The following is a 22,798-nucleotide window of genomic DNA, read 5'->3' as shown; positions in this document are numbered from 1 at the left end:
GGGGAAGCAGGAGGTATCACATGGCATCGCCAGAGCCGTGGAGCACATCAGAGCCGTGGAACACACCAGAGCCGTGTACGAGGACCGTCGCCGTCGTGGGGGCGGGGGCCGCCGGCGCGCTGGTGGCGATCCAGCTCTGCGAGACCGCGGCACGCCGCCGTGTCCCGTTCGAACTCCTGCTGATCGACCCGGCCCCGGAGGCCGGCCGTGGCATCGCCTACTCCACCCTCGACCGGCGCCACCGCCTCAATGTGGTGGCGGGCAGGATGAGCTGCTACCCCGACGATCCCGGACACTTCGTGCGGTGGCTCTGCCACCACGGCGAACCGGGCGTGCGGAGCGGCGACTTCGCGGAGCGCTACCGCTACGGCGCCTACCTCGCCGACACCCTCGGCCGGGCCATCATGGCGGCGCAGGGCGTGGTCACCGTCCGCCGGCTGCGCACCCGGGCCACCGGCTGCCACTGGACCACGCTCCCCGGCGAGGACCCGCGGGCCCGGCTGGAGCTCGCCGACGGCCGTACCGTCGAGGCGCACCGCGTGGTGCTGGCCACCGGGCCGTCCCGCGCCACCGCCGCCTGGGCCCCCGAGGAGCTGCGTGGCAGTGACCGCTTCATCGCCGACCCCTGGGCGCCGGGCGCACTCGACGCCGCCCTCCAGGACGGGCGGAAGGAGGATGTGCTCCTCGTCGGCACCGGGCTGACCGCGGTGGACATCGCCATGACGCTCGACCGCCCCGGCCGCACGGTGCACGGCGTGTCCCGTGGCGGACGGCTGCCGCAGGCGCATGCGGTGGACCCGCTGCCCGCCGCCACGTGTGCGACGCCCCTGCACGGTCTGTCCCTGGCGGCGCTGCGGGCCGCGGTACGTCAGCACATCGGCCGCGTCATGCGCACCCACGGCGACTGGCGGCCCGCGGTGGACGGACTGCGCCCGGTCACGGCCGAGATCTGGGCATCGATGTCCACCGCGGAACGAGCCGAGTTCGTGGAGCAGGACGGCTCGTTGTGGAACACCCACCGCCACCGCATGCCCCCGGCCACCGCCGAGGCGGTCGGGCGCATGCGCCGCACCCGGCGGATGCGGACGTACCAGGGGCGGCTCGACTCCGCCTCGGCCCGGCCCGACGGCTCCCTGACCGTGTCCCTCACCACGGCCGACGGCCCGCGCACGCTGCCGGTGGGCTGGGTGGTGGACTGTACGGGGCCGGGCCTGCGGCTCTCCGACACGGCCGACCCGCTGTGGCGGAGCCTGCTCGACCAGGGCGCCGCGATGCCCGGCCCGCTCAGCATGGGCGTCGCCACCGACCACGGACGGCTGCGTGGCGCCGACGGCGGCACCACACGCCCCCTGTGGACCCTCGGCGCGCCCCGCCGTGGCGAGTTGTGGGAAACCACCGCCATCCCGGAGATCCGGGCACAGGCCGCCACCATCGCCGAGGCCGTCCTCGACCCCTGGACGGCACCCGCGCTCCCCGCCACCGGCGGCCCGGCCCGGCGCAGGACGCGTCGGCCCACGGACACCTCGGGTTTCCCCCTCAGCACCCACGCTGCCGCCGCCACCGCCTACCGCCTCGGCGTGGACCGGCTGCTGAAGGTCCGTACCGGGGCCGCGCAGGCGCTCCGCCGCTCCGTGGCGCTCGACCCCGGATTCGCCCTCGGCCACGCCGCGCTCGCGCTCATCGGCCATGAGTGCGGGGCCGACGTGGACGTCCCGCGCGCCCTGGCCGACGCCCGGCGCGCGGTGCGCGAGCGCGCCGACGAGTACGAACGCTCCCTCGTGGACGTCGTCTCCCGCCGCGTCCTGCGCACCCCCGCGGACGGCGACGCCGCCCTCCTGCGCCACCTGGAGGAGTACCCGGGCGACGCGCTGGCGCTCGCCGTCGCCGTGCCCACCATCGCCTTCTCGGGTCTGCGCGACCTCGACGGCACCACCGCGCTCCGCGTGGTCGAGCGCACCGCCCCGGCACACGGGGAAGGCTGGTTCCACACCTCCCTGCTCGCCTTCATGCGCCAGGAGCAGGGGCGTTACGACGAGGCCGGAGCCCTGGCCGAGCGGGCCCTGGCCGCCGAACCCGCCTCCGGCCACGCCATGCACGCCCTCGCCCATGTGCACTACGAGTCCGGCGACCACCGGACGGGCCGTGAGCGGCTTCAGCGATGGCTGGCCCACCAGGGCCGCGGCGGAGCACACCGCGCCCACTTCTCCTGGCACGCCGCCCTGCACGAACTCGCCCTCGAGGACACGGCGGCGGTGCGCCGCCGGTGGGCGGAGCAGCTGTCGCCCGGGAAGGTGTACGGGGTCCGCGCCCTGGTCGACTCCGGCTCCCTGTTGTGGCGCGCCCGGCTGGCGGGTGCGTGGCAGGGCCCGCTCCCGATCGGCGACGTCCTGGACACGGCGCCCACCGACGCCCTGGAGCGTCCGGCCACCGCGTTCGTCGCGCTGCACGCCGCCATCGCCCTCACCGCCGCGGACGACCTGCCGGGGCTGCGGCGGCTGCGGGTCCACGCCCTGCGCGCCGATGAGGTGCAGCGAAGTGTCATCGCGCCGCTGTGCGCGGCGTTCGAGGACATCCTGGAAGAGCGCTGGACCGACGCGGCGCATGGATTGGAGCGCCTCCTGCCCCGGCTCCCCGGTGTGGGCGGCAGCGCCGCGCAGCGCGAGATCGTGGAGGAGGCCCTGCTGCACGCGCTGGTGTCCGCGGGCCGGTGTGAGGCGGCCCGGGATCGCCTGGAGGAGCGGCTGGACCGCCGTTCCTCACCCCATGACCGGCGATGGCTGACGGCCCTCTCCTCCTGACCACCCGTTATACCGGTTGGTGCGCGCCCCGGCCCGGATTCCCGGGCCGGGGCGGTGACATGTGCGGGGATGACAGTGGACCAGACCACTTCCGTCCGATGTCTTGACCGTGAACGGACAGCGGGTATGGTCTAGACCTAGTGCGGCGCTGATTCACGGCCGCCCCTTGCGGCCCGTGAAGCTCTCCGTGCAGCCACCCCCCACATCCCCCCACATCCTCACCTTCGGCAAGGACTTCCCGTCTGGCGTGGGGCCTCGCCGTGAAGGAGTTGGCATGAACATGAAACGAAAGTTGGCGGTTGTCGTCGGCGCGGGGATAGCCCCCATGATCGCCCTGAGCCTCCCCGCGAGCGAGGCGAGCGCGCACGGCTACATCTCCACTCCGCCGAGTCGCCAGGCCCAGTGCGCGGCCGGGACCGTGTCCTGCGGCGACATCAAGTACGAGCCGCAGAGCGTCGAAGGCCCCAAGGGGCTGACCAGTTGCAGCGGTGGCAACGCGAAGTTCTCCGAACTCGACGACGACGGCAAGGGCTGGGCGGTCACGAACATCCCGTCCAAGGCCGAATTCACCTGGAAACTGACCGCGCGTCACGCGACCAACACCTGGCAGTACTTCGTCGGCGGCCAGAAGGTCGCCGAGGTCGACGACGGCGGGGCGCAGCCGGGCGAGACCGTCACCCACCAGGTGGACTTCGGAAGCCTGAAGGGCAAGCAGAAGGTTCTCGCGGTCTGGAACATCGCGGACACCGCCAATGCCTTCTACGCCTGCATCGATGTGAACATCGGCGGCTGACCCCGAGCGGGTGACCCCGAGCGGGTGAACGCAGGCGGTTGAACAAAGGCGGTTGAACACCGAAGGCCGGTCGTCCCTGAGGCGGCCGGCCTTCGGCGTCGCCGCGTGTGCGGTGCGCGTGGCGCCCGGCTATCGGGGGCCGTACGTGAGCCTCCGCAGCAGTTTTTCTGCGGGCCCCGGAAGCGACCGGCGCTGGAGGAGATGGGCCCCGGCCACCGTGGCGAGCCAGACCAGGACGGCGCTCAGAAACGCGGCGAGCGTCGGGCTGCCGGTCCGCTCCCCGAGCGCGAGGGCGAACGGGGAGAGCAGCACCACCCATGCCAGGGACTGGAACAGATAGCCGCTCAGCGACCGCTGGCCGAGAGCCGCCAGCGCCGCCACGGGGAGCTTCCGCCGCGAGGCGGGGCGGGCCTTCGACAGGCGCAGGGCGAGGAGTCCGAAGAGCGCCACATATCCCGGGCCGCCGAACTGGCCGCTCACTTCGTACAGGCTCAGGAACGCGTCCGCGGTGGCATCGTCGACATGCACGAATCCGCCGCTGACCAGGCCGATCGGCACCCCGCCCGCGAAGGCGACACCGAGTGCGACCACCGCGGTGCGGACCAGCAGCCGCCGGTGGCGGGCCGGGTCCTCCAGGACGCCACGGCGCGCGGCCCACGCGCCCAGCCAGACGATCACGATGAACGGCAGCACGGTCAGCGTGTGGATCGGCCACTCGCCGAGCCGGTCGGCCACCGACGTGAGGTAGTCGGGTGCCGAGAGTGAGTCGACATCGTCCGTCGGCACGACGGCGGATCCCGGCCCGCTGTGGGTGGCGCGGTACACGGCCACGGCCGCCAGGGCGGCGGCGTACACCGCCGTGCACCCCCACAGCCACAGCACGACGCGCTGCACACGTTCGCCGCGGCGCAGGAGCAGCAGGGTGAAGACGATGCCGACGATGCCGTAAGCCCCCAGGAAATCACCGAAGTTGAGCAGCGCGGCGTGGACGAGGCCGAAGGCGATGAGCCACGCGTTGCGCTTCAGCAGCACCGAGCGGGCCGCGCCGGGTCCGGACCCCTCCGCGTCCTGCCTGCGGGTGAGCTGCACCAGCCCGTAGCCGAACATCACGGCGAACATCGGATAGGCGCGGGCGTGCACGAAGACGAACATGAAGAGGTTGAACGGGCGCTCCCAGCCGTGTGGCGACGCCTCGGCGCCCGGCTGGTTGCCGAAGGCGGCCACCGCGGCGTTCGCGAGCGCGATGAACAGCAGCATGGAGCCCCGCGCCAGATCGGGGGCCAGGGCCCGTTCGGTCCGGCGGACAGGGCCCCGTGCGGGGCCCGGGGCGTGGGACTGCGTTATGGCTGTCACCTGGATCTCTCTCCGTCCTGACGTGAGGGCCCGGCGGGCAAGGGGCAGGGGCGAGCCCTCGAGCCCTCGCCGCCCGGGCTTAGTATAAGCAATAATCTATATGGCAGATACTAAGTAGCGGTAGGCCATGATGTACCCGGTGAACAACCGAGGCACGAGAAGGAGAAGCGCGATGTCGGCCGAGCAGGAGGAGGCGCCCGCCGAGCTGGCCCGCCTGTGGCGGCTCCCGGTCCCGGCCTCGGGCCTCGGCCGGCCCGCCGCGCTCGACACCGAGCGCGTGGTACGGACGGGGGTGGAACTGGCGGACCGCGACGGGCTGACGGGCGCGACCCTGCCGAAGATCGCGAAGGAGCTGGGCGTCTCCCCGATGTCCCTCTACCGCCATGTGGGATCCAAGGACGAGCTCCTCGTCCTCATGCGGGACCTCGCGCTCGGCTCTCCGCCCGAGGTCGAGACCGCGCCGGACCGGTGGCGCGAGGGGCTACGGCAGTGGACCGTCGCCCAGCGGCTGGTCCACCACGACCGGCCCTGGCTCCCCCGCCTCCCCATCGCGGGGCCGCCGATGGGGCCTCATGAGATCGCCTGGATGGAGGCGGGCCTGGGCGCGCTGAGCGGCACGGAGCTGGACTGGGCCGCGAAGGTGGGCAGTCTGACCCTGCTCAGCGGCTATGTGCGCCACGCCTCCTTGCTGTCCCAGGAACACGCGCAGGGCAGGAGCGAAACGGGACTGAGTCAGGAGGAGACCGAGCGGGCCTACGGCAGGACCCTGGCCCGGCTCATCACCCCGGACCGATTTCCGCAGGTGGCGCTGTTGTTCTCGTCGGGCCTGTTCGAGTCGGCGCCCGAGGGGGCGTACGACGATCCGGCGACCGACCATGACTTCGTCTTCGGGCTGGAACGCGTCCTCGACGGGATCGCTGTGGCGGTGGACCGTGCGCGGGCGGGGACGGGCTAGTACGGGACGGGCTAGAAGGGGACGGGACAGGGGGCGGTGACGTCACGCGAGGGCACGGAGCGGGTCACCTCGGTGTCGGGGCGGCTGTGGCACGTCCCGGCCCCCGTCCTCTTCGGGCGATGACCGCGGCCACGGTCTTGCCCCTCGGCTCCTCGCTGACGGTCGTGGCCGTGGCCATGCCGCTGATCATCTGCCAGCCGAAACCACCGGTCTCGCCGCGGACATCCGGAGTGCGTCGGCGCGGCGGTACGCGGCTGGCATCGCCGACGGCGACGGTGATGGCGTCGGGGTCGGCCGACACGCGCAGTGAGCAGAACCGGCCGCCCGAGTGCCGTACGGCATTGGTGACCAGCTCCGAGACGACCAGCATCACCGCGTCGGCGGCGCCCTGATCGGGCGCCGGACGCAGTCCTTCCAGAAAGGTGCTGGTGAGATGCCGTGCGTGCGCGGCCGCTTCGGGGCGGCATTCCAGGGTCTCCCGCACCGCGGACGGCGAGGCGGCCGTCCGCTGGGCCGTGGCGGTGTGCATGACGCTCACCTCTTTTCATCGGGTAGGTGTCGCGTGGTCGGCGGTTTCCACGCGCTTACCCGATGCGGCGCTCCCGAAAAGGGCTGTCCTCAGGATCCCTTTCCGTAGGTGCGCGGTGCGGAGCTGGAGGGCGGCAGACCGCCGTTGAAACGGGTGTCGACATAGTCGGCGAACGAGAAGCGGCGCGGGGTGAGCTTCAGCTTCGCGAAGGTGTCCGCGATCTCCTGCTCGGAGGCGATGGCGGGCTTGTCGACGGCGACGTACACCCGGGTGCCGTTGGTCCGCTTCACCGAGTCCAGCGCCACCTGGTACGGCAGCCCGGTCTCCTTGCCCCACACCTTGGCCCACTCCTCGGGGTGCTTGTACACCCAGTCCTGGGCCCGGCGCAGCCGTCCGAGATAGTCCTTGATGACCTTGGCCTTCTTCTTGTCCTCGAGGGAGGAGGGGTTGGCCACCTGGAAGTTGAGGCCGTTGACCACGCCCCGGCCCGTGGTGAGGACCCGTGCGTCCGACTGGCGCAGCGCCTGCGAGGTGTACGGGTCCCAGGCGGCCCAGGCGTCCACCTTGCCGCGGCTGAAGGCGGCCAGGGCGTCGGCGGGCTGGAGGAAGCTGACCTTGACGTCCTTGATCGAGAGCCCGGCCTTGGCGAGCGAGGCGACCAGTTGGTAATGGGCCGAGCTGCCCTGTGCGACCGCCACCGACTTGCCCTTGAGGTCGGCCGTCTTCTTCACCGGCGACCCCTTCTTGACCAGGATCGCCTCACCGTCGGCCGTGCCGTGCTTGGCGGCCACGACCTTGATGTGGGACTTGGCGGCCGCGGCGAAGACCGGCGGGGTGTTGCCGACCCCGCCGATGTCCACGGCCTTGGCGCTCACGGCCTCCAGGATCGGCGGGCCGGAGGTGAACGTCGACCACTTGATCTTGTACGGGAGGTTCTTGAGCTGCCCGGCGGCGCGCAGCACCGCCTCGTCATTGCCCTTCTGGTCACCCACGTTGAGGGTCACATCGCCCTTGCCGTCGGTGTTGCCGGAGGAGCCGGAGTTGTTCTGGGCGTGCGAGCTGACGCAGGCGGACAGCAGCAGAGCGAGGGGGAGGGACAGGGCGGGGACGATACGCCGTCTCATGTCAGCGGGGTCCGTTCGGGAGATGCGGGAAGTACGGGAGGTACGGGAAGTACGGGAAGACCTGGAGGAGTTCGGGCTGAACCTGGCGGTTCGGGAGGGACCTGGCGGCCGTCAGGCGACCTTGTGGACGGCGGCCGGTTCGGGCGCCTTCACACCCAGCCGGTCCAGCAGCTCGGTGCGCAGCTCGGCGAGGAGCGGATCGGCGATATCGCGCGGCCGGTCCCGGTCCACCCGGATCTGATGCGCGATGACGCCCCCGTCCATCACCAGGACGCGGTCGGCGAGCAGCAGCGCCTCCTCCACGTCATGCGTGACCAGCAGCACCGCGCAGCCGCGCCGCTGCCACAGCTCGGCCACCAGCTGCTGGGCGGTGATCCGGGTGAGCGCGTCCAGCGCACCGAACGGCTCGTCCAGCAGCAGCAGATCGGGCTCGCGCACCAGCGCACGGGCGAGCGAGGCGCGCTGGGCCTCACCGCCGGAGAGGGTCTTGGGCCAGGCATCGACGCGATGGCCGAGACCGACCTCGTTCAGCGCCCGCTCGGCCACGGCCCGCCCGGGGCGGCCGGGAAGCCCGAGCAGCACATTGCGCCACACCCGCTTCCAGGGCATCAGCCGGGGTGCCTGGAAGGCGACGGCCTTGCGGCGCGGTACCAGCACCTCGCCCTCGATCTCCCGGTCCAGCCCGGCGAGCACCCGCAGCAGTGTGGACTTGCCGCAGCCGCTGCGGCCGAGCAGCGCCACGAACTCGCCCGCCGGTACGTCCAGTTCGAGGTTGTCGATGACCGCGCGGCCGTCGAACGAGCGGGTCAGCGAGCGCACCCGCACCGCGGCATCGCCGCTCTCGTCCCCCTTCTCCAGGGAGTTCACTTGCCGGTGAAGTTCGGTCGCCATTGCAGCAGCAGCCTCTCCAGAGTGCGGACGATGAAATCGGCGAGCAGGCCGAGGGCGGCGTAGACGATCAGGCAGACCACGATCACATCGGTCTGGAAGAACTCCCGTGCGCGGTTGAGCAGAAAGCCGATCCCGTCGTCGGCGTTGATGGTCTCGCCGAAGACCAGCGCCAGCCAGGCGGTGGCGAGGGAGTAGCGCAGCCCGGTCATCGCGCCGGGGAGCGCCCCGGGCAGCACCACATGGCGGATCAGCCCCCAGCGGCCGAGCCCGAGCGAGTTCCCGGCCTCGATGAGCTGGGCGTCCACGCCGCGGATGCCCGCGTAGACGTTCAGATAGAGATGGAAGGTGACGCCCAGCGCGATGAGCGCGATCTTCGGGGCCTCGCCGATGCCCATCCAGATGATGAACAGCGGGATCATGCCGACCCAGGGGATGCTGCGCAGCATCTGCACGCTCGCGTCGACGAGGTCCTCGCCGAGCCGGGAGAGCCCGGAGACCAGCGCGAGCGAGATGCCGATGACACCGCCGAGCGCCAGCCCGATCAGCACCCGCTGTACGGACACCAGCATGGCGTGCGGGAGGGTGCCGTCCTCGAGCAGGTCGGAGGCGGTTCCGGCGATGGTGCCGGGGGAGGCCAGGGTGTCGGAGGGCAGCACACCGGTGGCGCTGGACACCTGCCAGAGCACCAGCAGCAGAAGGGGTCCGGTCGTACGGCGCAGCCATCGCGGCACGGGGCGGCGGCGCGCGGAGAGCGGCACGACCGGTTCGAGAACCGGGGACATGGGGGCTCCACAAAGGGGTACGCCTCGACGCCCCCGTACCGGCCCGTACCCGCCGTACGACACGACGATCAGCACGGTACGGCGGAACGGGACCGAGGCGAGGGGGAGGCGAGAAGGGGGAGGGAGAAAAGGTCAGCGGAGGCCGGGACACGCGGCGGACGCCACCCGCAGCAGGTCGATATGACCGCGCGTGGTGAGCAGGGCTGACGTAAACATGCCCTCGAAGCTAGCGAGGATGTCCGGAACCGGTCAACGGTGTCTTGCCCCTCGGACCTTTGTTGCGGGAGTTTTACGCGACGGCGTATCAGGATGGTTCCATGAGCACATTCCGTACCCACACCATCAGCGTCACCACCGGATCCACCGAGACCGTCGCCGACCTCACCGCGGACTGCGAGGCGTATCTGCGCGAGGTGGCGGACGGCGGCGACGGCCTGCTCAACGTCTTCGTCCCGCACGCCACGGCCGGGATCGCCATCCTGGAGACGGGCGCCGGCAGCGACACCGATCTGCTCGCCGCCCTCCGCGACCTCCTCCCCGCCGACGACCGCTGGCGCCACCGCCACGGCAGCCCCGGCCACGGCCGCGACCACGTCCTCCCCGCCTTCGTACCCCCGCACGCCACCATCCCGGTCATCGGCGGCAGGCTGGCCTTGGGCACCTGGCAGTCGGTATGCCTGGTCGACACCAACCGGGACAACCCCGACCGCCAGGTGCGGCTGAGCTTCCTGGGCTGACGTGGTGTGACGTGGACTGGCGCAGGTTGACGTGGGCTGGCGTGGTCACTCCCGCAGGCCCGCCAGTGTCACCGCCCGGCGGCGCAGGGCGAACGCGGCGGGGGCGACCGACGACACCACGGCGAGTACCGCGCACGCGGCCACGGCCGCGCCGATGGGCGTCCAGGGGACGTCGATCGTGGTCCGCACCGACAGCAGGGCCAGGGCACTCCACATGCCCGCCAGGTTGAGCACGGTGACCAGGAGGCCCAGGGCCGTGCCGACCGCGACCACCGTCAGCGCCTCGGCGCCCACCAGCCGCAGCACCTGCCAGGTGGTGGCTCCGGCCAGGCGCAGCACGGCCAGTTCCCGGACGCGGTCGGAGGTGGCCATCACCATGGTGTTGGCCACCGAGATGCCCGTGTAGAGCAGGGCGATGCCGAGGACCAGCAGGAAGCCGAGCCGGGTCGTGCGGTTCGTCCCGGGGCGACTCGCCCTCACCCACTGGTCCTTGGTGAACACGTGGCCGCCGGTGGTGCGCACCGCCGCACGCAGCCGGGTGGCGGCGGCGTCCGCGTCGGCGCCGCGCGCGAGGGCGATGTCCACCCGGTCCACGGTCGCGCCCGGGGCGTTGCGCGGGGTGACGTAGACGCCGTTGCCGCCGGTGCCGGTGGCCATCACCGCCGCGATCCGCAGCGATCTCTCCGTGCCGTCGCCGAGCCACACCCGCACCCGCTCGCCCACGGTGTGGCGTTGCCACTCACCATTGACGATGATCGAGCCGTCGTCGAGATCGCTCACCTCCCCGGCCTCGACCGGCAACCGGGACGTGGCGGCGAGCGGGCCGGGGTCGGCGGCGCGGGCCTCGGACTCGAGGAGCGACCCGCCGTCCTCCAGGACGTAGACGGCGCTCGACGAGGTCGTGGACACCTCGACACCGGGCACCTCGCGCAGCCCGCGCAGCGTCGCCGTGTCGAAGCCCGTACCCCCGGCCGGGGTGATGACGAAGTCGGCGGCCGTCCGCTGACGGGTCTCGGCGGCCCGCGCCCGGTTCAGCGTCGCGGTGGCGCCCAGGAGCGAACCGGCGAGGGCCACCGTGACCAGTACGGGCGCCGCGATCGCGGCCGTACGGCGCACACCGGCGGCGGCGTTCTCCCGCACCAGCATGCCGCCGGCACCGGGCAGCCGGGCCGGGAGCCAGGCGATCAGCCGGGTCAGCGGGCGCACCGCCACCGGCGCGAGCAGCGCGACCGCGGTGATCAGCAGCATCGGCCGGCTCACATAGGTCTTCCGGTGCAGCAGGTCGCCGGGGTCGGTGAGCAGGCTCAGGCACAGTGTCACGGCGGCGGTCACCAGCAGGGCCAGGCCGGACAGCCATCGGCCCCAGGTCATCGTCCCGCCCGTCGTGGAGTCCGCGGACGCCTCGCGCAGCGCCTGGGCGGGGCCGGTGCGGCCCGCCCGCCAGGACGCGGCCGCGGCGCCGCACAGCGCGACGCACAGCCCCGTCCAGAAGGCCAGGTGGTACGGCCAGATGTGGTCGCCGATGGTGAACCCGCGCGGCGCGAGACCACCGTCGGCCACCCGGTCGGCCAGCCGTGGCGCGCCGTACGCCCCGAGCAGACAGCCGGTGCCCGAGGCGAGCACACCCACCACGAGCGCTTCGGCGAAGACCATCCGGCGGAGCTGGCCCGGAGTCGCCCCCGCCACCCGCAGCAGCCCGAACTCCCGGCGCCGCTGGGCGACCGCGAACGCGAAGGTGGAGGCCACCACGAACACCGACACGAAGGCGGCGACACCCCCGGCCGTGCCGAACATCGCGTTCATCGCCGCGAGGGCCTCGCGGTCCCGGTCCGGGTCGGGGTCGGCGTGGCGGCGCCCTTGCCCGGTGAGGACCCGGACGCCGTCGCCGCCGCGCACCGCCTCGCGTACGGCCGACGGGTCGGCGTCCACGACGAGTTGGACGCTGATCGGTGACAGCCGGGCGGCGCGCGCGTCGGTGTAGAAGACGGCGTTCTCGAAGCCGCGCGCCGCGACGGTGCCGACGACCCGCACGGTGCCGCGGTCGGTCCGTACGCGCTTCCCCGGCCTCGCCCAGTCCCCGCTGACCACGGCCTCGTCGGCCGCGCGGGGCGGGCGTCCCGCGTCGATCCGGTACGGGGCGAAGGCGGCGGTGGACCAGGGGTGCCCCACCAGGTCGTCCGGTCCGCCCCGCGCCCGTACGGCGAACGACCGGTCCATGACGACGGCGCCGAGCCGCCGCAGCTTCGCGACGGTCCCGGCGGGCACGGCGCGCGGATGTGCGAGTTTCCGGACCTGGACACCGGCCGGGGTGGCCACCCGCAGGGTGTCGGCTCCCCTGACCACGACCGGCGCGGCGGCGAACCGCTCCGGTCCGCGGTCGGGCGCGTCCAGGGACGAGGCGAGCGCCAGGCCCATCACCGCGGTCAGCGCGACGCCCAGCGCGAGGGCGACGAAGCTGCCGACGAACGTGGCCCAGCGGGTGCGCAGGGTGCGCGGGACGACACTCAGCACGGCACGGCCTCCAACGTGGCCATGTGCGCGGCGATGGTGTCGGCACCGGCCCCGGCCAACTCGCCGCTCACCCGCCCGTCGACGAGGAAGATCACACGGTCGGCACGGGAGGCGGCCACCGGGTCGTGCGTGACCATGACGATCGTCCGGCCCTCGCCGTCGACCATGCCGCGCAGCAACGTCAGCACCTCACGGCCGGTCCGCGAGTCGAGGGCGCCGGTCGGTTCGTCGCCGAAGAGCACATCGGGCCGGGTGATCAGGGCGCGGGCGAGGGCGACGCGCTGCTGCTGACCACCGGACAGCTGTGCCGGCCGGTGCCGCGCCCGCTCGCCGAGCCCGACCTGCTGGAGCACCTCACGCACCCGGGCCCTGGCGGGGCGGCGGCCGGCGAGGCGCAGTGGCAGGGTCACGTTCTGCTCCGCGGTCAGGGACGGCAGCAGGTTGAACGCCTGGAACACGAACCCGACGCGTTGGCGGCGCAGCAGGGTCAGCCCGGTCTCGCTCAGCCTCGTCAGCTCGGTCCCGGCCACGGTGACCGACCCCGACGTGGGACGGTCCAGCCCCGCGGCGCACTGCAACAGCGTCGACTTGCCGGATCCCGAGGGGCCCATGACGGCGGTGAAGGTTCCCCTGGGGAACGACAGCGAGACATCGTCGAGCGCCGTCACCGCGCCATCCCCTAAACCGTAGCGTCTGCTGACGGAACGCAACTGGATCACGTCGTTGTCCATCTGTCCCCACTCCGCGGTGTCGCCTTCTCGGTGACCTCACGAAACCGCGCGGGGACACGGCGCCGCAGTACGGCAGGGGCGAGACCTGAGGTAGGGCCAGGCATACCCCCGAAGGGCTCCCTGGCCCGATGGCACCGGCGGGCCGGGGCCTTCTACGGTGACCTCCATGCATCCGCGGAACGTGTGGCACGCCATGTCAGGACCGGGCTTCCTGCTGTCGTCGTGGCCGTGGCGCTCCGCCGGATATCTGCTCACCGGGGCCGTGACCGGTGCCGTCGCGCTCGTGCTGATCGCGGCCACGGCGGCGGCCGGAGCCGTTCTCACCGTCGTGCTGGTGGGGATCCCGCTGCTCGTCCTCGCGGCCCTCGCCGGAATCCCGGTGGCCTGGGTGGAGCGCCACCGGATGCGGCTGATCGACGCGGACCCCGCCGCGGATCCGCACCGGGCGCCCCTCGCCCATGGCCTCTGGGCCTGGCTGACCACGCGCATGAGGGAGCAGGCGACGTGGCGGGAGTTGGGCCACGCCCTGCTGTTCGCGGTGTTGCTGTGGCCGGTCGACGCGCTCGTCGTCGCCGTTTCCCTGCTCTGCCCGCTGTCCATGGTCGCGACGCCGCTGCTGATGGCCACGGTCGGCGGCGGCCAGGAGGCGAAGGTGCTCAAGCAGTGGACGGTCACCACCTGGCCGGCGGCCTTCGGCATCGCCGTCCTCGGTGTGGTGCTCCTGACGCTGGGGGCCTACGCCCTGGGGGTGGTGGCGGGCGCCCGGGCCGGACTGACGCGTCTGCTGATCGCTCCGCGCGAGGCCGAACTGGGCACCAGGGTCGTCGAGTTGACCCGTTCCCGCCTCCGGCTGGTGGACGCCTTCGAGGCGGAACGGCGGCGCATCGAGCGCGATCTGCACGACGGGGCCCAACAGCGGCTGGTGGGACTGACGATGACGCTCGGCCTGGCCCGCCTGGACGCACCTCCCGGGCCGGTCGCCGATCAGCTCGCGCGGGCCCAGGAGGAGGCGGACACGGTGCTCGCGGAACTGCGCGAACTCATCCGCGGCATCCACCCCAAGGTGCTGTCGGACCACGGCCTCCCCGCGGCCGTCGCCGACGCCGCGGACCGCTCCGCGATCCCCGTGGACGTGGATCTGGCCCTGTCCGGACGGCTGCCCCAAGCGGTCGAGGCCGCCGCGTACTTCGTCGTCCGCGAGGCCCTCACCAACGTCGCCCGGCACAGCGGGGCGAGCCGTGCGGAGGTGAGCGGAGGACACCGGGACGGACGGCTGTTCCTCCAGGTGCGCGACGACGGCCGGGGCGGTGCGGACGCCCGCGCCGGAACCGGCCTGACCGGACTCGCGGACGGGTTTCGGCGCTGGATGGCAGAATCTCCCTGTCCAGCCCGCCGGGCGGACCGACCCTGTTGCGTGTGGAGATTCCTTGCGTACGGACCGACCGCTCCGCGTAGTACTGGCCGAGGACAGTGTGCTGCTGCGGGAGGGGCTCATCGGCCTGCTCGGCCGCTGCGGGCACGACGTCGTCGCGGCCGTCGGCGACGCTCCCGCGCTGCTCGCCGCGGTCGAGGAGCACGCTCCCGACATCGTCCTGACCGATGTGCGGATGCCCCCGGGGTTCCAGGACGAGGGGCTGCACGCGGCGGTGCGGCTGCGCGAGCGGCGGCCCACGCTGCCCGTCCTGGTCCTCAGCCAGTACGTACAGCGGACGTACGCCTCGGAACTGCTGGACTCCGGAGACGGCACGGGCGTCGGCTACCTGCTGAAGGACCGGGTCGGTCAGGTGGCGGACTTCGTGGCCGCCCTGTGCGAGGTCGCGGACGGTGGCACCGTGGTCGACCCCGAGGTGGTGCGGCAGCTGCTGCGCCGACGCCGCGATCCGCTGGAGCGGCTCACCGCGCGGGAGCGGGAGGTGCTGGGGCTGATCGCGGAGGGCAAGTCGAACGGTGCCATCGCCCGTGCGCTGGTGGTGTCCGAGGCGGCCGTGGGCAAGCACATCGGCAATATCCTCACCAAGCTGGACCTTCCGCCGGCGGAGGAGACCCATCGCAGGGTGCTGGCGGTCCTCGCCTACCTGCGGGCGTGACACGGAATCCAGGCAGGTCGGCCCGGCTATCGCCGGCCCGTGAGGTTCTCCATCACCTCGTGGACCTGTTCCGGGGTGAGCGGGCCCGCGGGAAGCGGCCCCCGACCACATCGGCGACCGCCGGATCGACGGCCTGTATCCCGCAGAGCTGCTCGATGTAGTACGCGGGCCCTGCGGCTACGCCCAGCAGCCGTTGACCGTGGCGGCCAGGCCGTCGAGGGTGTCCTTGGTGGCGGCCGGGTCGGCGGAGGACTGGTTCTCGATGAAGGAGAAGACCTTCCACCGGCCGTCCTCCGCCTTCGTCAGACCGCTGAGCGCGATGGCGCCGGTCAGCGTGCCCGTCTTGGCCTTGACCCGGCCGACGGCGCACTGGGAGTCCGCGGTGTCGAAGCGGCCCCACTCGGGGCCCAGGGTGCTGCCCGCCTCGCCCGCCACCGGCAGGCCCTCGTCGATGGAGCGCAGCAGCCCGCTGTAGCGCGGATCGGTGAGCAGGTCGAGGATGTCCGCCACGGTCCGCGCCGGGATGCGGTCCGCGCGGGAGAGCCCGCTGCCGTCGTGGATCTCGAAGTTGTCCATCGAGACCCCGTAGTGGCGGCTGAGGACGTCCCGCACCACGGCCGTGCCGTCCTCGTAGGTGGCGGGCCGGCCGGCGCCGAGCGCGGTCATGCGCAGCACCGTCTCGGCGATGTCGTTGTCGCTCTTCTTGAGCATCTTCTTGATCGTCTCAGCCAGGGTGGGGGACAGGTGCCGCCCCACCGGGACGTCCGTGGCCGAGGCCGTGCCGCGGGTGACCTCGCCGTCGACGGTGACGCCCTGGTCGGCGAGTTGCCGGGCGAAGACCTTCCCCGCGTCGATGGAGGTGTCCGCGGACAGCTTGCCGTCCACCACCAGGGAGCGCACCGGCGACACCTGGTCGTCGTAGTAGGAGTCGTTCCAGCCGGTGGCGAGGGTCGGCTCGGGGAAGAGGCTGTCGTCGACGCGGACCTTCACCGAGTCCAGGCCGCCGAGCTTCACCCCGGCGGCGGCCGTCTTGGCGAGCTCGGTGAGATCGGCGGTGGTCAGCATGCGGTCGCCGCCGCCGATGAGGGTGAGCGTGCCGTCGCCGTAGACCACCTTGGTGGTGAACCGGTGCTCGGGGCCGAGCACGGTCAACGCCGCCGTGGCGGTGGCCAGTTTGGCGTTGGACGCGGGCATCAGCGCGGTGTCGGCGTCATGCCCCCAGATGACCTTGTCGGACGCGGAGTCCAGCACGATGCCGCTGAAGGTGTCGCCGAGGTTCGGGTTCTGCGCGCGGGTGTTGAGGTTCTCCGCGATCCGCTGCTCGGCGGGGTCCAGCCCGTCGGCGGTCACGGACTGGGCCGTCGTGGTGGTCTTGGTGCTCTTGTCGGCGGCGAGCGCGGACGGAGCGGACAGCAGCGCACCGGTGACCGGGACGGCGGCGATGATGAACGCGCGGCGGACCGCGAGGCTCATGGGCTTGGCTTTGCGATGACGCCCGATGGACGAGGTCGCGCTGGACATGTGGGGGGCTCCGCGGGCGCGTAGGAGGGACAACAGGGCTGGTAGAGCGAAGCACACACTTTAACCGCGACTGATCGGCTCCGTCCCCGCCGGTCGGTGGACATGTGGTGAAGCCACTAGGGAGATCCATCCCTGCACCGACTCCTCCGGCTATTTACGAGATGTTGCGACCACCGTTGAGAACGATCGCCCCGCCGTCCGTATCCATCGGCGTCGGGCTGTGCCTTCCACTCCGGGACGGGTGGGGGAGCGCGCTCCGACGTGGCCGAGGGCAAGACGTCCCCGGCGTATGGAGACTGCCGATGAGGGGCGAAGGATGAGGAACAAGAAGAGACACAAGCGATCCAGGGTCATCGGGCTGACCGTGGTCGGAGTGACCGCACTGGCCGTGGGCGGCGGGGCTCTCCTGATGACCGACAACGACGCTTCCGCCGCCCGCCAGTCGGCCGGGCAGCAGACGTCGGCGCGGATGGCCATGACCGTCAAGTGCCCGGATGCCGCGACCCGGCTGGCGAGTGTGCCGCAGCAGGCGCGGCCCACCGTGGACAAGGAACTGGCGACGATGGACAGCCAGGTGGCCGACGCCTACAAGCAGTTGGCCGCGCGCGGTCCAGGCGCCGACCGGGACTGGGTGCGCACCCGGGTGCTGGAGCCGCTGACCGCCCAGCGGCGTGGCGCGCTGAACCGCATCGGGAACGAGATCGACCGGGTGGCGAGCCGCCCGTCCGGCCTGGACACGATGGCGTCCTGCACCGTGCAGGAGGCGCCCGACCCCGCCGCCGCACCCGCTGCCGCGTCGGCGGGCGCCACTCCCGCCGCGGGAACGGCCGCCCCCGCCGCTCCGGCCGCGGGAGGCCAGGCGCAGTCGGGCCCGGTCCGGGCGGACTTCGTGGACATCCGCAAGGTGAAGCCCAACGTCAAGAACCCCCGCACACGGGGCAACGCCTCCCGCGGCACCTTCTCATCGCGCTGCGGACGCAATGAGAACAAGCACTTCAACTCGGACAACGTGATCGTCGCCCCCGGTGTGTCCAACGGCGCCCACCACATGCACGACTACGTCGGCAACCGCGACACCGACGCCTTCTCCACCAACGACGGCCTCGCCGCCGCCGGGACCACCTGCACCAACGGCGACCGCTCCACCCACTACTGGCCGGTCCTGCGGCAGCAGGACGGGACGAAGGAGGTCGACGCCGACGCGCCCGGCGGCGGCACCGAGGGCAACATCGGGAAGATCCTGCGGCCGGCCACCGCATCGATCACCTTCCGCGGCAGCGCGGTGTCCAAGGTCGTGGCGATGCCCAAGTTCCTGCGCATCATCACCGGCGACGCCAAGGCCTTCACCAACGGCACGGCCAACGCCAACGCCTCGTGGAGCTGCACCGGCTTCGAGAACCGGCAGCTGAAGGACAAGTACCCGCTCTGCCCGAAGGGCAGCAAGGTGGTCCGTACGTTCAAGTTCCAGAGCTGCTGGGACGGCAAGAACGCCGACAGCGCGAACCACCGCACCCATGTGGCGTTCGCGGACGCCAACGGCGCGTGCGCCAAGGGGTTCAAGCCCATCCCGCAGCTGATCCAGCGGATCACCTACAAGGTCGCACCCGGCTCGCTCTTCGCGGTCGACAGCTTCCCCGAGCAGCTGCACAAGCCGGTGACCGACCACGGCGACTTCATCAACGTGATGTCCAACTCGCTGATGAAGAAGGCCGTGAAGTGCATCAACACCGGGCGTAAGTGCGGCTGACGGCCGCTGCCGTAGGGCCCGCCGCCCGCAGGGCCCGGCGCCCCGGCCGGACTTCACATCCGGCCGGGGCACCGCAGTGCGGCGGTTCAGCAGGTTCAGTCCTGGGGCGTGCCCTTGGGCAGCTGCCGCCACGTCACCTGGGTGTTGGCCTGGAAGGCCCAGTCGAGCATCTTCTTCGCGTCCGGGTAGCGCTTGGGCGCGTTGAGGATCACGCCCACGACGGTGCGTCCGTCACGCTTCGCGGCGAAGACCAGGCACCTGCCGGGCGCGGTACCGGTGCCCGTCTTGATGCCGATCGTGCCGCTGTACGAGCCCAGCAGCCGGTTGGTGTTGTTCCAGTAGTACGTCCGGGTCCTGCCGTTGGCGGCCGGGGCCTTCTGGATGGTGTCGACGGACTTCACGACCGTGCTGAGGGTGGCGTTGCGCAGCGCGTGCCTGGCCAGCTTGGCCATGTCGCGCGGTGTGGTGTAGTTCTGTCCCCCCTCCGAGATGCCGTCGAAGGTGTCGTAGTGGGTCCTGGTCATCCCCAGCGCGGACGCCTTCTTGTTCATCTGCGCGATGAACGACTTGGTGCGCTTGGCGGTGGTGTCACCCGTGCCGAACGTGTCGGCGAGCGCCATGGCCGCGTCGCAGCCGGACGGCAGCAGCAGCCCGTACACCAGCTGCTTGACGGTGAGCTTGTCCCCCTTCTGGAGGTCCGCCTTGCTGCCACCGACGCGCGCGGTGTAGTCGATGTACGACTGCTTGACGGAGACCTTCTTGTTGAGATTCAGCCCCCGGCTGTCGAGCACCACCATCGCCGTCATCAGCTTCGTGGTGCTCGCCATCGGCCGCTTGGTGTCCGCCGCCTTGGCCCACAGCTGCTTGTTGGTGCCGTTGTCCAGCAGATACGCGCCCTTGGCGCTGACCCCCGACGGCCCGCGCATGGCCTCGGTGGCCTGCGCGCTGGTCGCCGGCACGGCGACCGCCAAGGCCGCCGCCGAGGCGATGACCGCCGTCCCCCAGCGGCGGATCGCCTTACCCCCACGTCTTTCCATACGCCCTCCGTCTCTCCTATGACATGCCGGTGAATGTCCGGGCATGCGCGCATCGTCTCACTGGAGGGACGGTGGCCGCGGTCCGGGGTGCCGCCACGACCGGTCGCGGGGGCGTCAACTACCGCTGGTGACCCACTCATAGGCCCGCCGGGCGTCGAACTCCGGCTGTCCGCCGCGGAAGAGCAGCCCCGCGGAGGCGAACAGCTCCCCGTCCGGGGAGGGCCCGCCCGCGTACGGCACGGCGATACACCGCATCCCGGCCCGCCGCGCCGCCTCCACCCCTGGACCGGCGTCCTCGACCACCACACACCGCCCCGGCTCGACGGCCAGCAGCCGCGCCGCGGCCAGAAACACATCCGGCTCCGGCTTGCCACGGCCCACGTCCTCCGCGGACACATAGCCGGGCAGCAGCGCGTCCAGCCCCGTGGCCTTGAGCGCGGTCTCGATCGCGGAACGCGACGACCCGGAGGCCACGACCAACGGATGCCCGGCATCCCTCAGCCGCTCCACGAAGGCCCGCATCTCGGGAAAGATCTCGGTCGTGGCCGCCAGCTCCAGATAGTGCCGGTTCTTGACGGCGAGCAGCTCCTCCACGGGCGCCTCGATGCCATACCGCTCGCGCAGCGTCTCCAGCGTCTCGCGGGTCCCGATCCCGATGAACTGCGTATGCTCCTCCCAACTGAAGCCGGCGACCCCATACCGCTCCAGGGTCCGCCTCCCCGCCTCGTAGTAGAGGGGCTCGCTGTCCACTAGCGTGCCGTCCAGGTCGAAGATCACGGCGGGCATGGTGCTCATGGGGACAGCATGCCAAGAGTTCGCTCGCGCTATCGCCGGAACTCCGCGTACGCCGGGCCCGCCGAGGGCCCGTGTGGCGGCGTGTTGGTCTAGACCGCTCTGTTAGCGTCGGCCCCGAGCGGATACCGAACCGGAGTCGGCGGAAGGGTAGTGCGGTGGGTGTGACAGGGAGTGGGTGGCGGGCGTATATCGGGTCGTTCACCTCGGCGGGTGGGGCCGGGGTCACCGTGGCCGATGTGGATGATGAGACGGGGGCGCTGCGGATCCGGAATTCCACGGACGCGGTCGTCAATCCGTCCTATCTGGCGGTCGCGCCCGGTGGGCGGGTGCTGTACGCGGTGAGTGAGACCGATGACGGGGCGGCCGCGGCTCTGGACGTCGGGCAGGATCCGCCCTCGTTGGTCGGGGAGGCCGTGCCGGTGCTCGGTGCGGCGCCCACTCATCTGGCGCTTGCCGGGGGGCAGCTGCTGACGGCCAACTACGGGTCCGGCAGCGTCACGGCGCTGCCGGTGCTGGAGGACGGCCGGCTCGGGGAGCCGGTGGCCGTGCTGCGGCATGAGGGCAGGGGGCCGAATCCGGAGCGGCAGGAGGGGCCGCACGCTCATGCCGTGGCGGCCGATCCGTCGGGCGGCTGGTTGCTCGCGGTGGACCTGGGGATCGACGTGGTGTGGGTGTACGCGCTGCCCGGGCCGCGTCCGCATCGTGAGGTCCGGCTGCGGCCGGGGAGCGGTCCGCGCCATCTGGCGTTCCATCCGCGGGGCGACCGCGCGTATGTCATCAACGAGCTCGATCCGACGATCACCGCGTGCCGTTGGGACGCGGCGTCGGGCGTTCTGGAGCCGCTCGGTGAGACCCGTGTGGTGCCCGAGGGTACGGACGTCGAGACCTACCCCTCCGAGGTCGTGGTCTCCGGGGACGGCCGCTTCCTGTGGGCCGCGAACCGCGGGCACGACAGCATCGCGACGCTCGCCCTCGACGCGTCGGGCGACCGCGTGGAGCTGGTCACCACCACGCCCTGTGGTGGCCACTGGCCGCGCGATCTGACGCTCGGCCCGTCGGGACGACGGCTCTATGTGTCCAATGAGCGCTCGGGCGATGTCACCTGGTTCGACATCGATCCGTCGAGCGGGGTGCCGCGCCGTGGGGGTTCGGTTCCGGTCCCGGCGGCGTCCTGTGTGGTCTTCGGGTGACGTTCGTCCGGTTGATGAGAGTGTTGATGTGAGTGGGGGCGGTGACCTTGTGGTCACCGCCCCCACTCGTCGTCCGTTGTTCCTCGCCCGCCGCGTCAGCGCATCGCCGGGGATGCCTGCTGGAGCGTGATGCCCAGCGCCGCCGCGTACTTCGCCAGCGCCAGCTTGCCCACGGCCGGGTAGTCGCCCAGCGCCTCGGCCGCCGAGCAGCCCGCCTCCTCGGCCGCCGCCGAGATCAGCTCGGTGGAGACCTCCGGGCCGATGAGGTACGGCGCGAGGGCGAGCCGCGCGGAGCCGGCCGAGCGCAGCTGCTCGGCGACGCGGAGGACGGCCCCGTCCTCGTCCAGCGCGGCGGCCATCACCGGCACCGCGAGGCGCGCGGAGAGCAGCATGCCGGTGATGCCCCCGGCCTGGGCAGCCTCCTCGCCGCCCACCGTGGCGAGGATGATGCCGTCCGCGGCGGTCGCGACCGTGAAGAGCCGGGCGCGGTCGGCACGGGCCAGGCCCGACTCCGACAGACGTACGTGCAGGGCCTCGGCGAGCAGCGGATGCGGGCCGAGGACGTCGGTGAGTTCGGCCGCCGAGCCGCTGCTCATGACGGCCTGGCGTATCCGGCGCAGCTGGCCGCTGTCCGGGCCCGCGAGCAGCGGGACCACGACGGCCGCCGGGCCGTCCGTGGGCACCGTGGGGACGGGCGGGACCTCGTCGACGACCTCGCCCGCGGCCTCGGCCGCGGCGATCGCCTCCGCCGCCTCGTCGGCCAGGGCCTTGGCGGCCTCGGCCGCCTGGCGCAGACGCTCGGGGTTCTCCTGGGCGGCGCGCGTGAGCACCGCCTCGAGCTGCGGGAACTCCTCGCCGTCGCCGTCCAGGAAACCGATCTGGGCGTCGAGCCCGGGCATCTCGGAACGGGCGATGCTCAGGAGCTCCTCGGCCAGGCGCCGGGCACCGTCATTCGGCGCACCGGGGACGGCCAGCACCAGCGGAGGCGCACCGAGAGGTACGGCGGCGGGCTCCGGTCGGCGGTGCCGTCCGGGCTGGCGGGGACGCGGCATTCGTACAGGCAGGCCGGACGCGGGCCCTGTGGGGGAGCTCATGGCGCCGCATGTTAGTCGCTCAATGGGCTCGGCTGTTCGGGAGGGGGTGACTGGGGGTATATGTCCCACTCTGTCGACCGGTGTTGTGTGTTGATGTGCGCTCAGCGGCCATACTTGGTCGAA

General features: G+C 72.1%; 19 protein-coding genes and 1 pseudogene. 8 read left to right on the top strand and 12 right to left on the bottom strand.

What is annotated here, in order from left to right:
* Positions 1 to 20: 20 nt before the first annotated feature.
* Together ACT2CW_RS20970 and ACT2CW_RS20965 are read left to right on the top strand one after the other, a co-directional pair.
* Entirely contained in the window at positions 21 to 2,798 is a 2,778-nt protein-coding gene (locus ACT2CW_RS20970; RefSeq protein ID WP_445517780.1) for an FAD/NAD(P)-binding protein, read from the top strand.
* 274 nt (positions 2,799 to 3,072) lie between these two features.
* Positions 3,073 to 3,591 carry a lytic polysaccharide monooxygenase auxiliary activity family 9 protein gene (locus ACT2CW_RS20965; RefSeq protein ID WP_164424194.1) on the top strand — a complete coding sequence of 173 codons (519 nt, stop codon included), beginning with the start codon at positions 3,073 to 3,075 and terminating at the stop codon, positions 3,589 to 3,591.
* Positions 3,592 to 3,720: 129 nt separating this feature from the next.
* Here ACT2CW_RS20965 and ACT2CW_RS20960 read toward each other — a convergent pair whose 3' ends face one another.
* Complete coding sequence (locus tag ACT2CW_RS20960; protein WP_445517779.1) at positions 3,721 to 4,944, bottom strand: DUF418 domain-containing protein; 1,224 nt, start codon at positions 4,942 to 4,944, stop codon at positions 3,721 to 3,723.
* Between the two features lie 172 nt (positions 4,945 to 5,116).
* Between ACT2CW_RS20960 and ACT2CW_RS20955 the strand changes: the two genes are divergently transcribed.
* Positions 5,117 to 5,899, top strand: a complete 783-nt coding sequence (locus ACT2CW_RS20955) for a TetR/AcrR family transcriptional regulator (protein WP_164424198.1) — start codon at positions 5,117 to 5,119, stop codon at positions 5,897 to 5,899.
* Positions 5,900 to 5,963: 64 nt separating this feature from the next.
* Here the strand turns inward: ACT2CW_RS20955 and ACT2CW_RS20950 are convergent, their stop codons facing one another.
* From ACT2CW_RS20950 to ACT2CW_RS20930, 5 genes are all read right to left on the bottom strand, one after another.
* On the bottom strand, positions 5,964 to 6,428 hold the full coding sequence (locus ACT2CW_RS20950) for an ATP-binding protein (protein ID WP_445517778.1): 465 nt from the start codon (positions 6,426 to 6,428) through the stop codon (positions 5,964 to 5,966).
* 89 nt (positions 6,429 to 6,517) lie between these two features.
* Positions 6,518 to 7,552 carry an ABC transporter substrate-binding protein gene (locus ACT2CW_RS20945; protein ID WP_445517777.1) on the bottom strand — a complete coding sequence of 345 codons (1,035 nt, stop codon included), beginning with the start codon at positions 7,550 to 7,552 and terminating at the stop codon, positions 6,518 to 6,520.
* A 111-nt stretch (positions 7,553 to 7,663) separates the two neighbouring features.
* Positions 7,664 to 8,443, bottom strand: coding sequence for an ABC transporter ATP-binding protein (locus tag ACT2CW_RS20940; protein ID WP_445517776.1), 780 nt, complete (start codon positions 8,441 to 8,443; stop codon positions 7,664 to 7,666).
* Positions 8,416 to 9,225 (bottom strand): ABC transporter permease, encoded by an 810-nt coding sequence (locus ACT2CW_RS20935; protein ID WP_164424206.1) that lies wholly within the window; start codon positions 9,223 to 9,225, stop codon positions 8,416 to 8,418. The genes ACT2CW_RS20940 and ACT2CW_RS20935 overlap by 28 nt, the downstream gene beginning before the upstream one ends.
* Positions 9,226 to 9,357: 132 nt before the next feature.
* Positions 9,358 to 9,441 carry a putative leader peptide gene (locus ACT2CW_RS20930; protein ID WP_375792224.1) on the bottom strand — a complete coding sequence of 28 codons (84 nt, stop codon included), beginning with the start codon at positions 9,439 to 9,441 and terminating at the stop codon, positions 9,358 to 9,360.
* A 101-nt stretch (positions 9,442 to 9,542) separates the two neighbouring features.
* On the opposite strand from ACT2CW_RS20930, the gene ACT2CW_RS20925 reads away from it, so the two are divergent.
* On the top strand, positions 9,543 to 9,962 hold the full coding sequence (locus tag ACT2CW_RS20925; protein ID WP_086883830.1) for a YjbQ family protein: 420 nt from the start codon (positions 9,543 to 9,545) through the stop codon (positions 9,960 to 9,962).
* 45 nt (positions 9,963 to 10,007) lie between these two features.
* On the opposite strand, the gene ACT2CW_RS20920 is transcribed toward ACT2CW_RS20925, so the two are convergent.
* Both ACT2CW_RS20920 and ACT2CW_RS20915 read right to left on the bottom strand, forming a co-directional pair.
* A complete protein-coding gene (locus ACT2CW_RS20920; protein WP_445517775.1) occupies positions 10,008 to 12,473 on the bottom strand; it encodes an ABC transporter permease in 2,466 nt (821 codons plus the stop codon).
* Positions 12,467 to 13,204: an ABC transporter ATP-binding protein gene (locus ACT2CW_RS20915; protein WP_445517774.1), complete on the bottom strand. Its 738-nt coding sequence runs from the start codon at positions 13,202 to 13,204 to the stop codon at positions 12,467 to 12,469. Before ACT2CW_RS20915 ends, ACT2CW_RS20920 begins: the two co-directional genes overlap by 7 nt.
* A 193-nt stretch (positions 13,205 to 13,397) precedes the next feature.
* On the opposite strand from ACT2CW_RS20915, the pseudogene ACT2CW_RS20910 reads away from it, so the two are divergent.
* Positions 13,398 to 14,659 (top strand): annotated as a pseudogene (locus ACT2CW_RS20910) (sensor histidine kinase).
* Positions 14,632 to 15,291: a response regulator gene (locus tag ACT2CW_RS20905; RefSeq protein WP_432046611.1), complete on the top strand. Its 660-nt coding sequence runs from the start codon at positions 14,632 to 14,634 to the stop codon at positions 15,289 to 15,291. The pseudogene ACT2CW_RS20910 and the gene ACT2CW_RS20905 overlap by 28 nt, the downstream one beginning before the upstream one ends.
* A 177-nt stretch (positions 15,292 to 15,468) precedes the next feature.
* Here ACT2CW_RS20905 and dacB read toward each other — a convergent pair whose 3' ends face one another.
* Positions 15,469 to 16,812, bottom strand: coding sequence for a D-alanyl-D-alanine carboxypeptidase/D-alanyl-D-alanine endopeptidase (dacB, locus tag ACT2CW_RS20900; protein ID WP_445517773.1), 1,344 nt, complete (start codon positions 16,810 to 16,812; stop codon positions 15,469 to 15,471).
* A 316-nt stretch (positions 16,813 to 17,128) separates the two neighbouring features.
* Here dacB and ACT2CW_RS20895 point away from each other — a divergent pair, with 316 nt between their 5' ends.
* Complete coding sequence (locus ACT2CW_RS20895) at positions 17,129 to 18,559, top strand: DUF1996 domain-containing protein (protein WP_445517772.1); 1,431 nt, start codon at positions 17,129 to 17,131, stop codon at positions 18,557 to 18,559.
* A 95-nt stretch (positions 18,560 to 18,654) separates the two neighbouring features.
* Here the strand turns inward: ACT2CW_RS20895 and ACT2CW_RS20890 are convergent, their stop codons facing one another.
* Entirely contained in the window at positions 18,655 to 19,596 is a 942-nt protein-coding gene (locus ACT2CW_RS20890; protein WP_445517771.1) for a D-alanyl-D-alanine carboxypeptidase family protein, read from the bottom strand.
* A gap of 114 nt (positions 19,597 to 19,710) precedes the next feature.
* Positions 19,711 to 20,391, bottom strand: coding sequence for an HAD family hydrolase (locus tag ACT2CW_RS20885; protein WP_445517770.1), 681 nt, complete (start codon positions 20,389 to 20,391; stop codon positions 19,711 to 19,713).
* A 155-nt stretch (positions 20,392 to 20,546) separates the two neighbouring features.
* On the opposite strand from ACT2CW_RS20885, the gene ACT2CW_RS20880 reads away from it, so the two are divergent.
* Entirely contained in the window at positions 20,547 to 21,581 is a 1,035-nt protein-coding gene (locus ACT2CW_RS20880; protein WP_445517769.1) for a lactonase family protein, read from the top strand.
* 95 nt (positions 21,582 to 21,676) lie between these two features.
* Here ACT2CW_RS20880 and ACT2CW_RS20875 read toward each other — a convergent pair whose 3' ends face one another.
* Positions 21,677 to 22,675, bottom strand: coding sequence for a hypothetical protein (locus tag ACT2CW_RS20875; protein WP_445517768.1), 999 nt, complete (start codon positions 22,673 to 22,675; stop codon positions 21,677 to 21,679).
* Positions 22,676 to 22,798 lie beyond the last annotated feature (123 nt).

The organism is Streptomyces sp. NEAU-174, from assembly GCF_052665095.1.
Note: the sequence above shows the minus strand (reverse complement) of the source record. Positions and strands in the feature narration are given on the sequence as shown.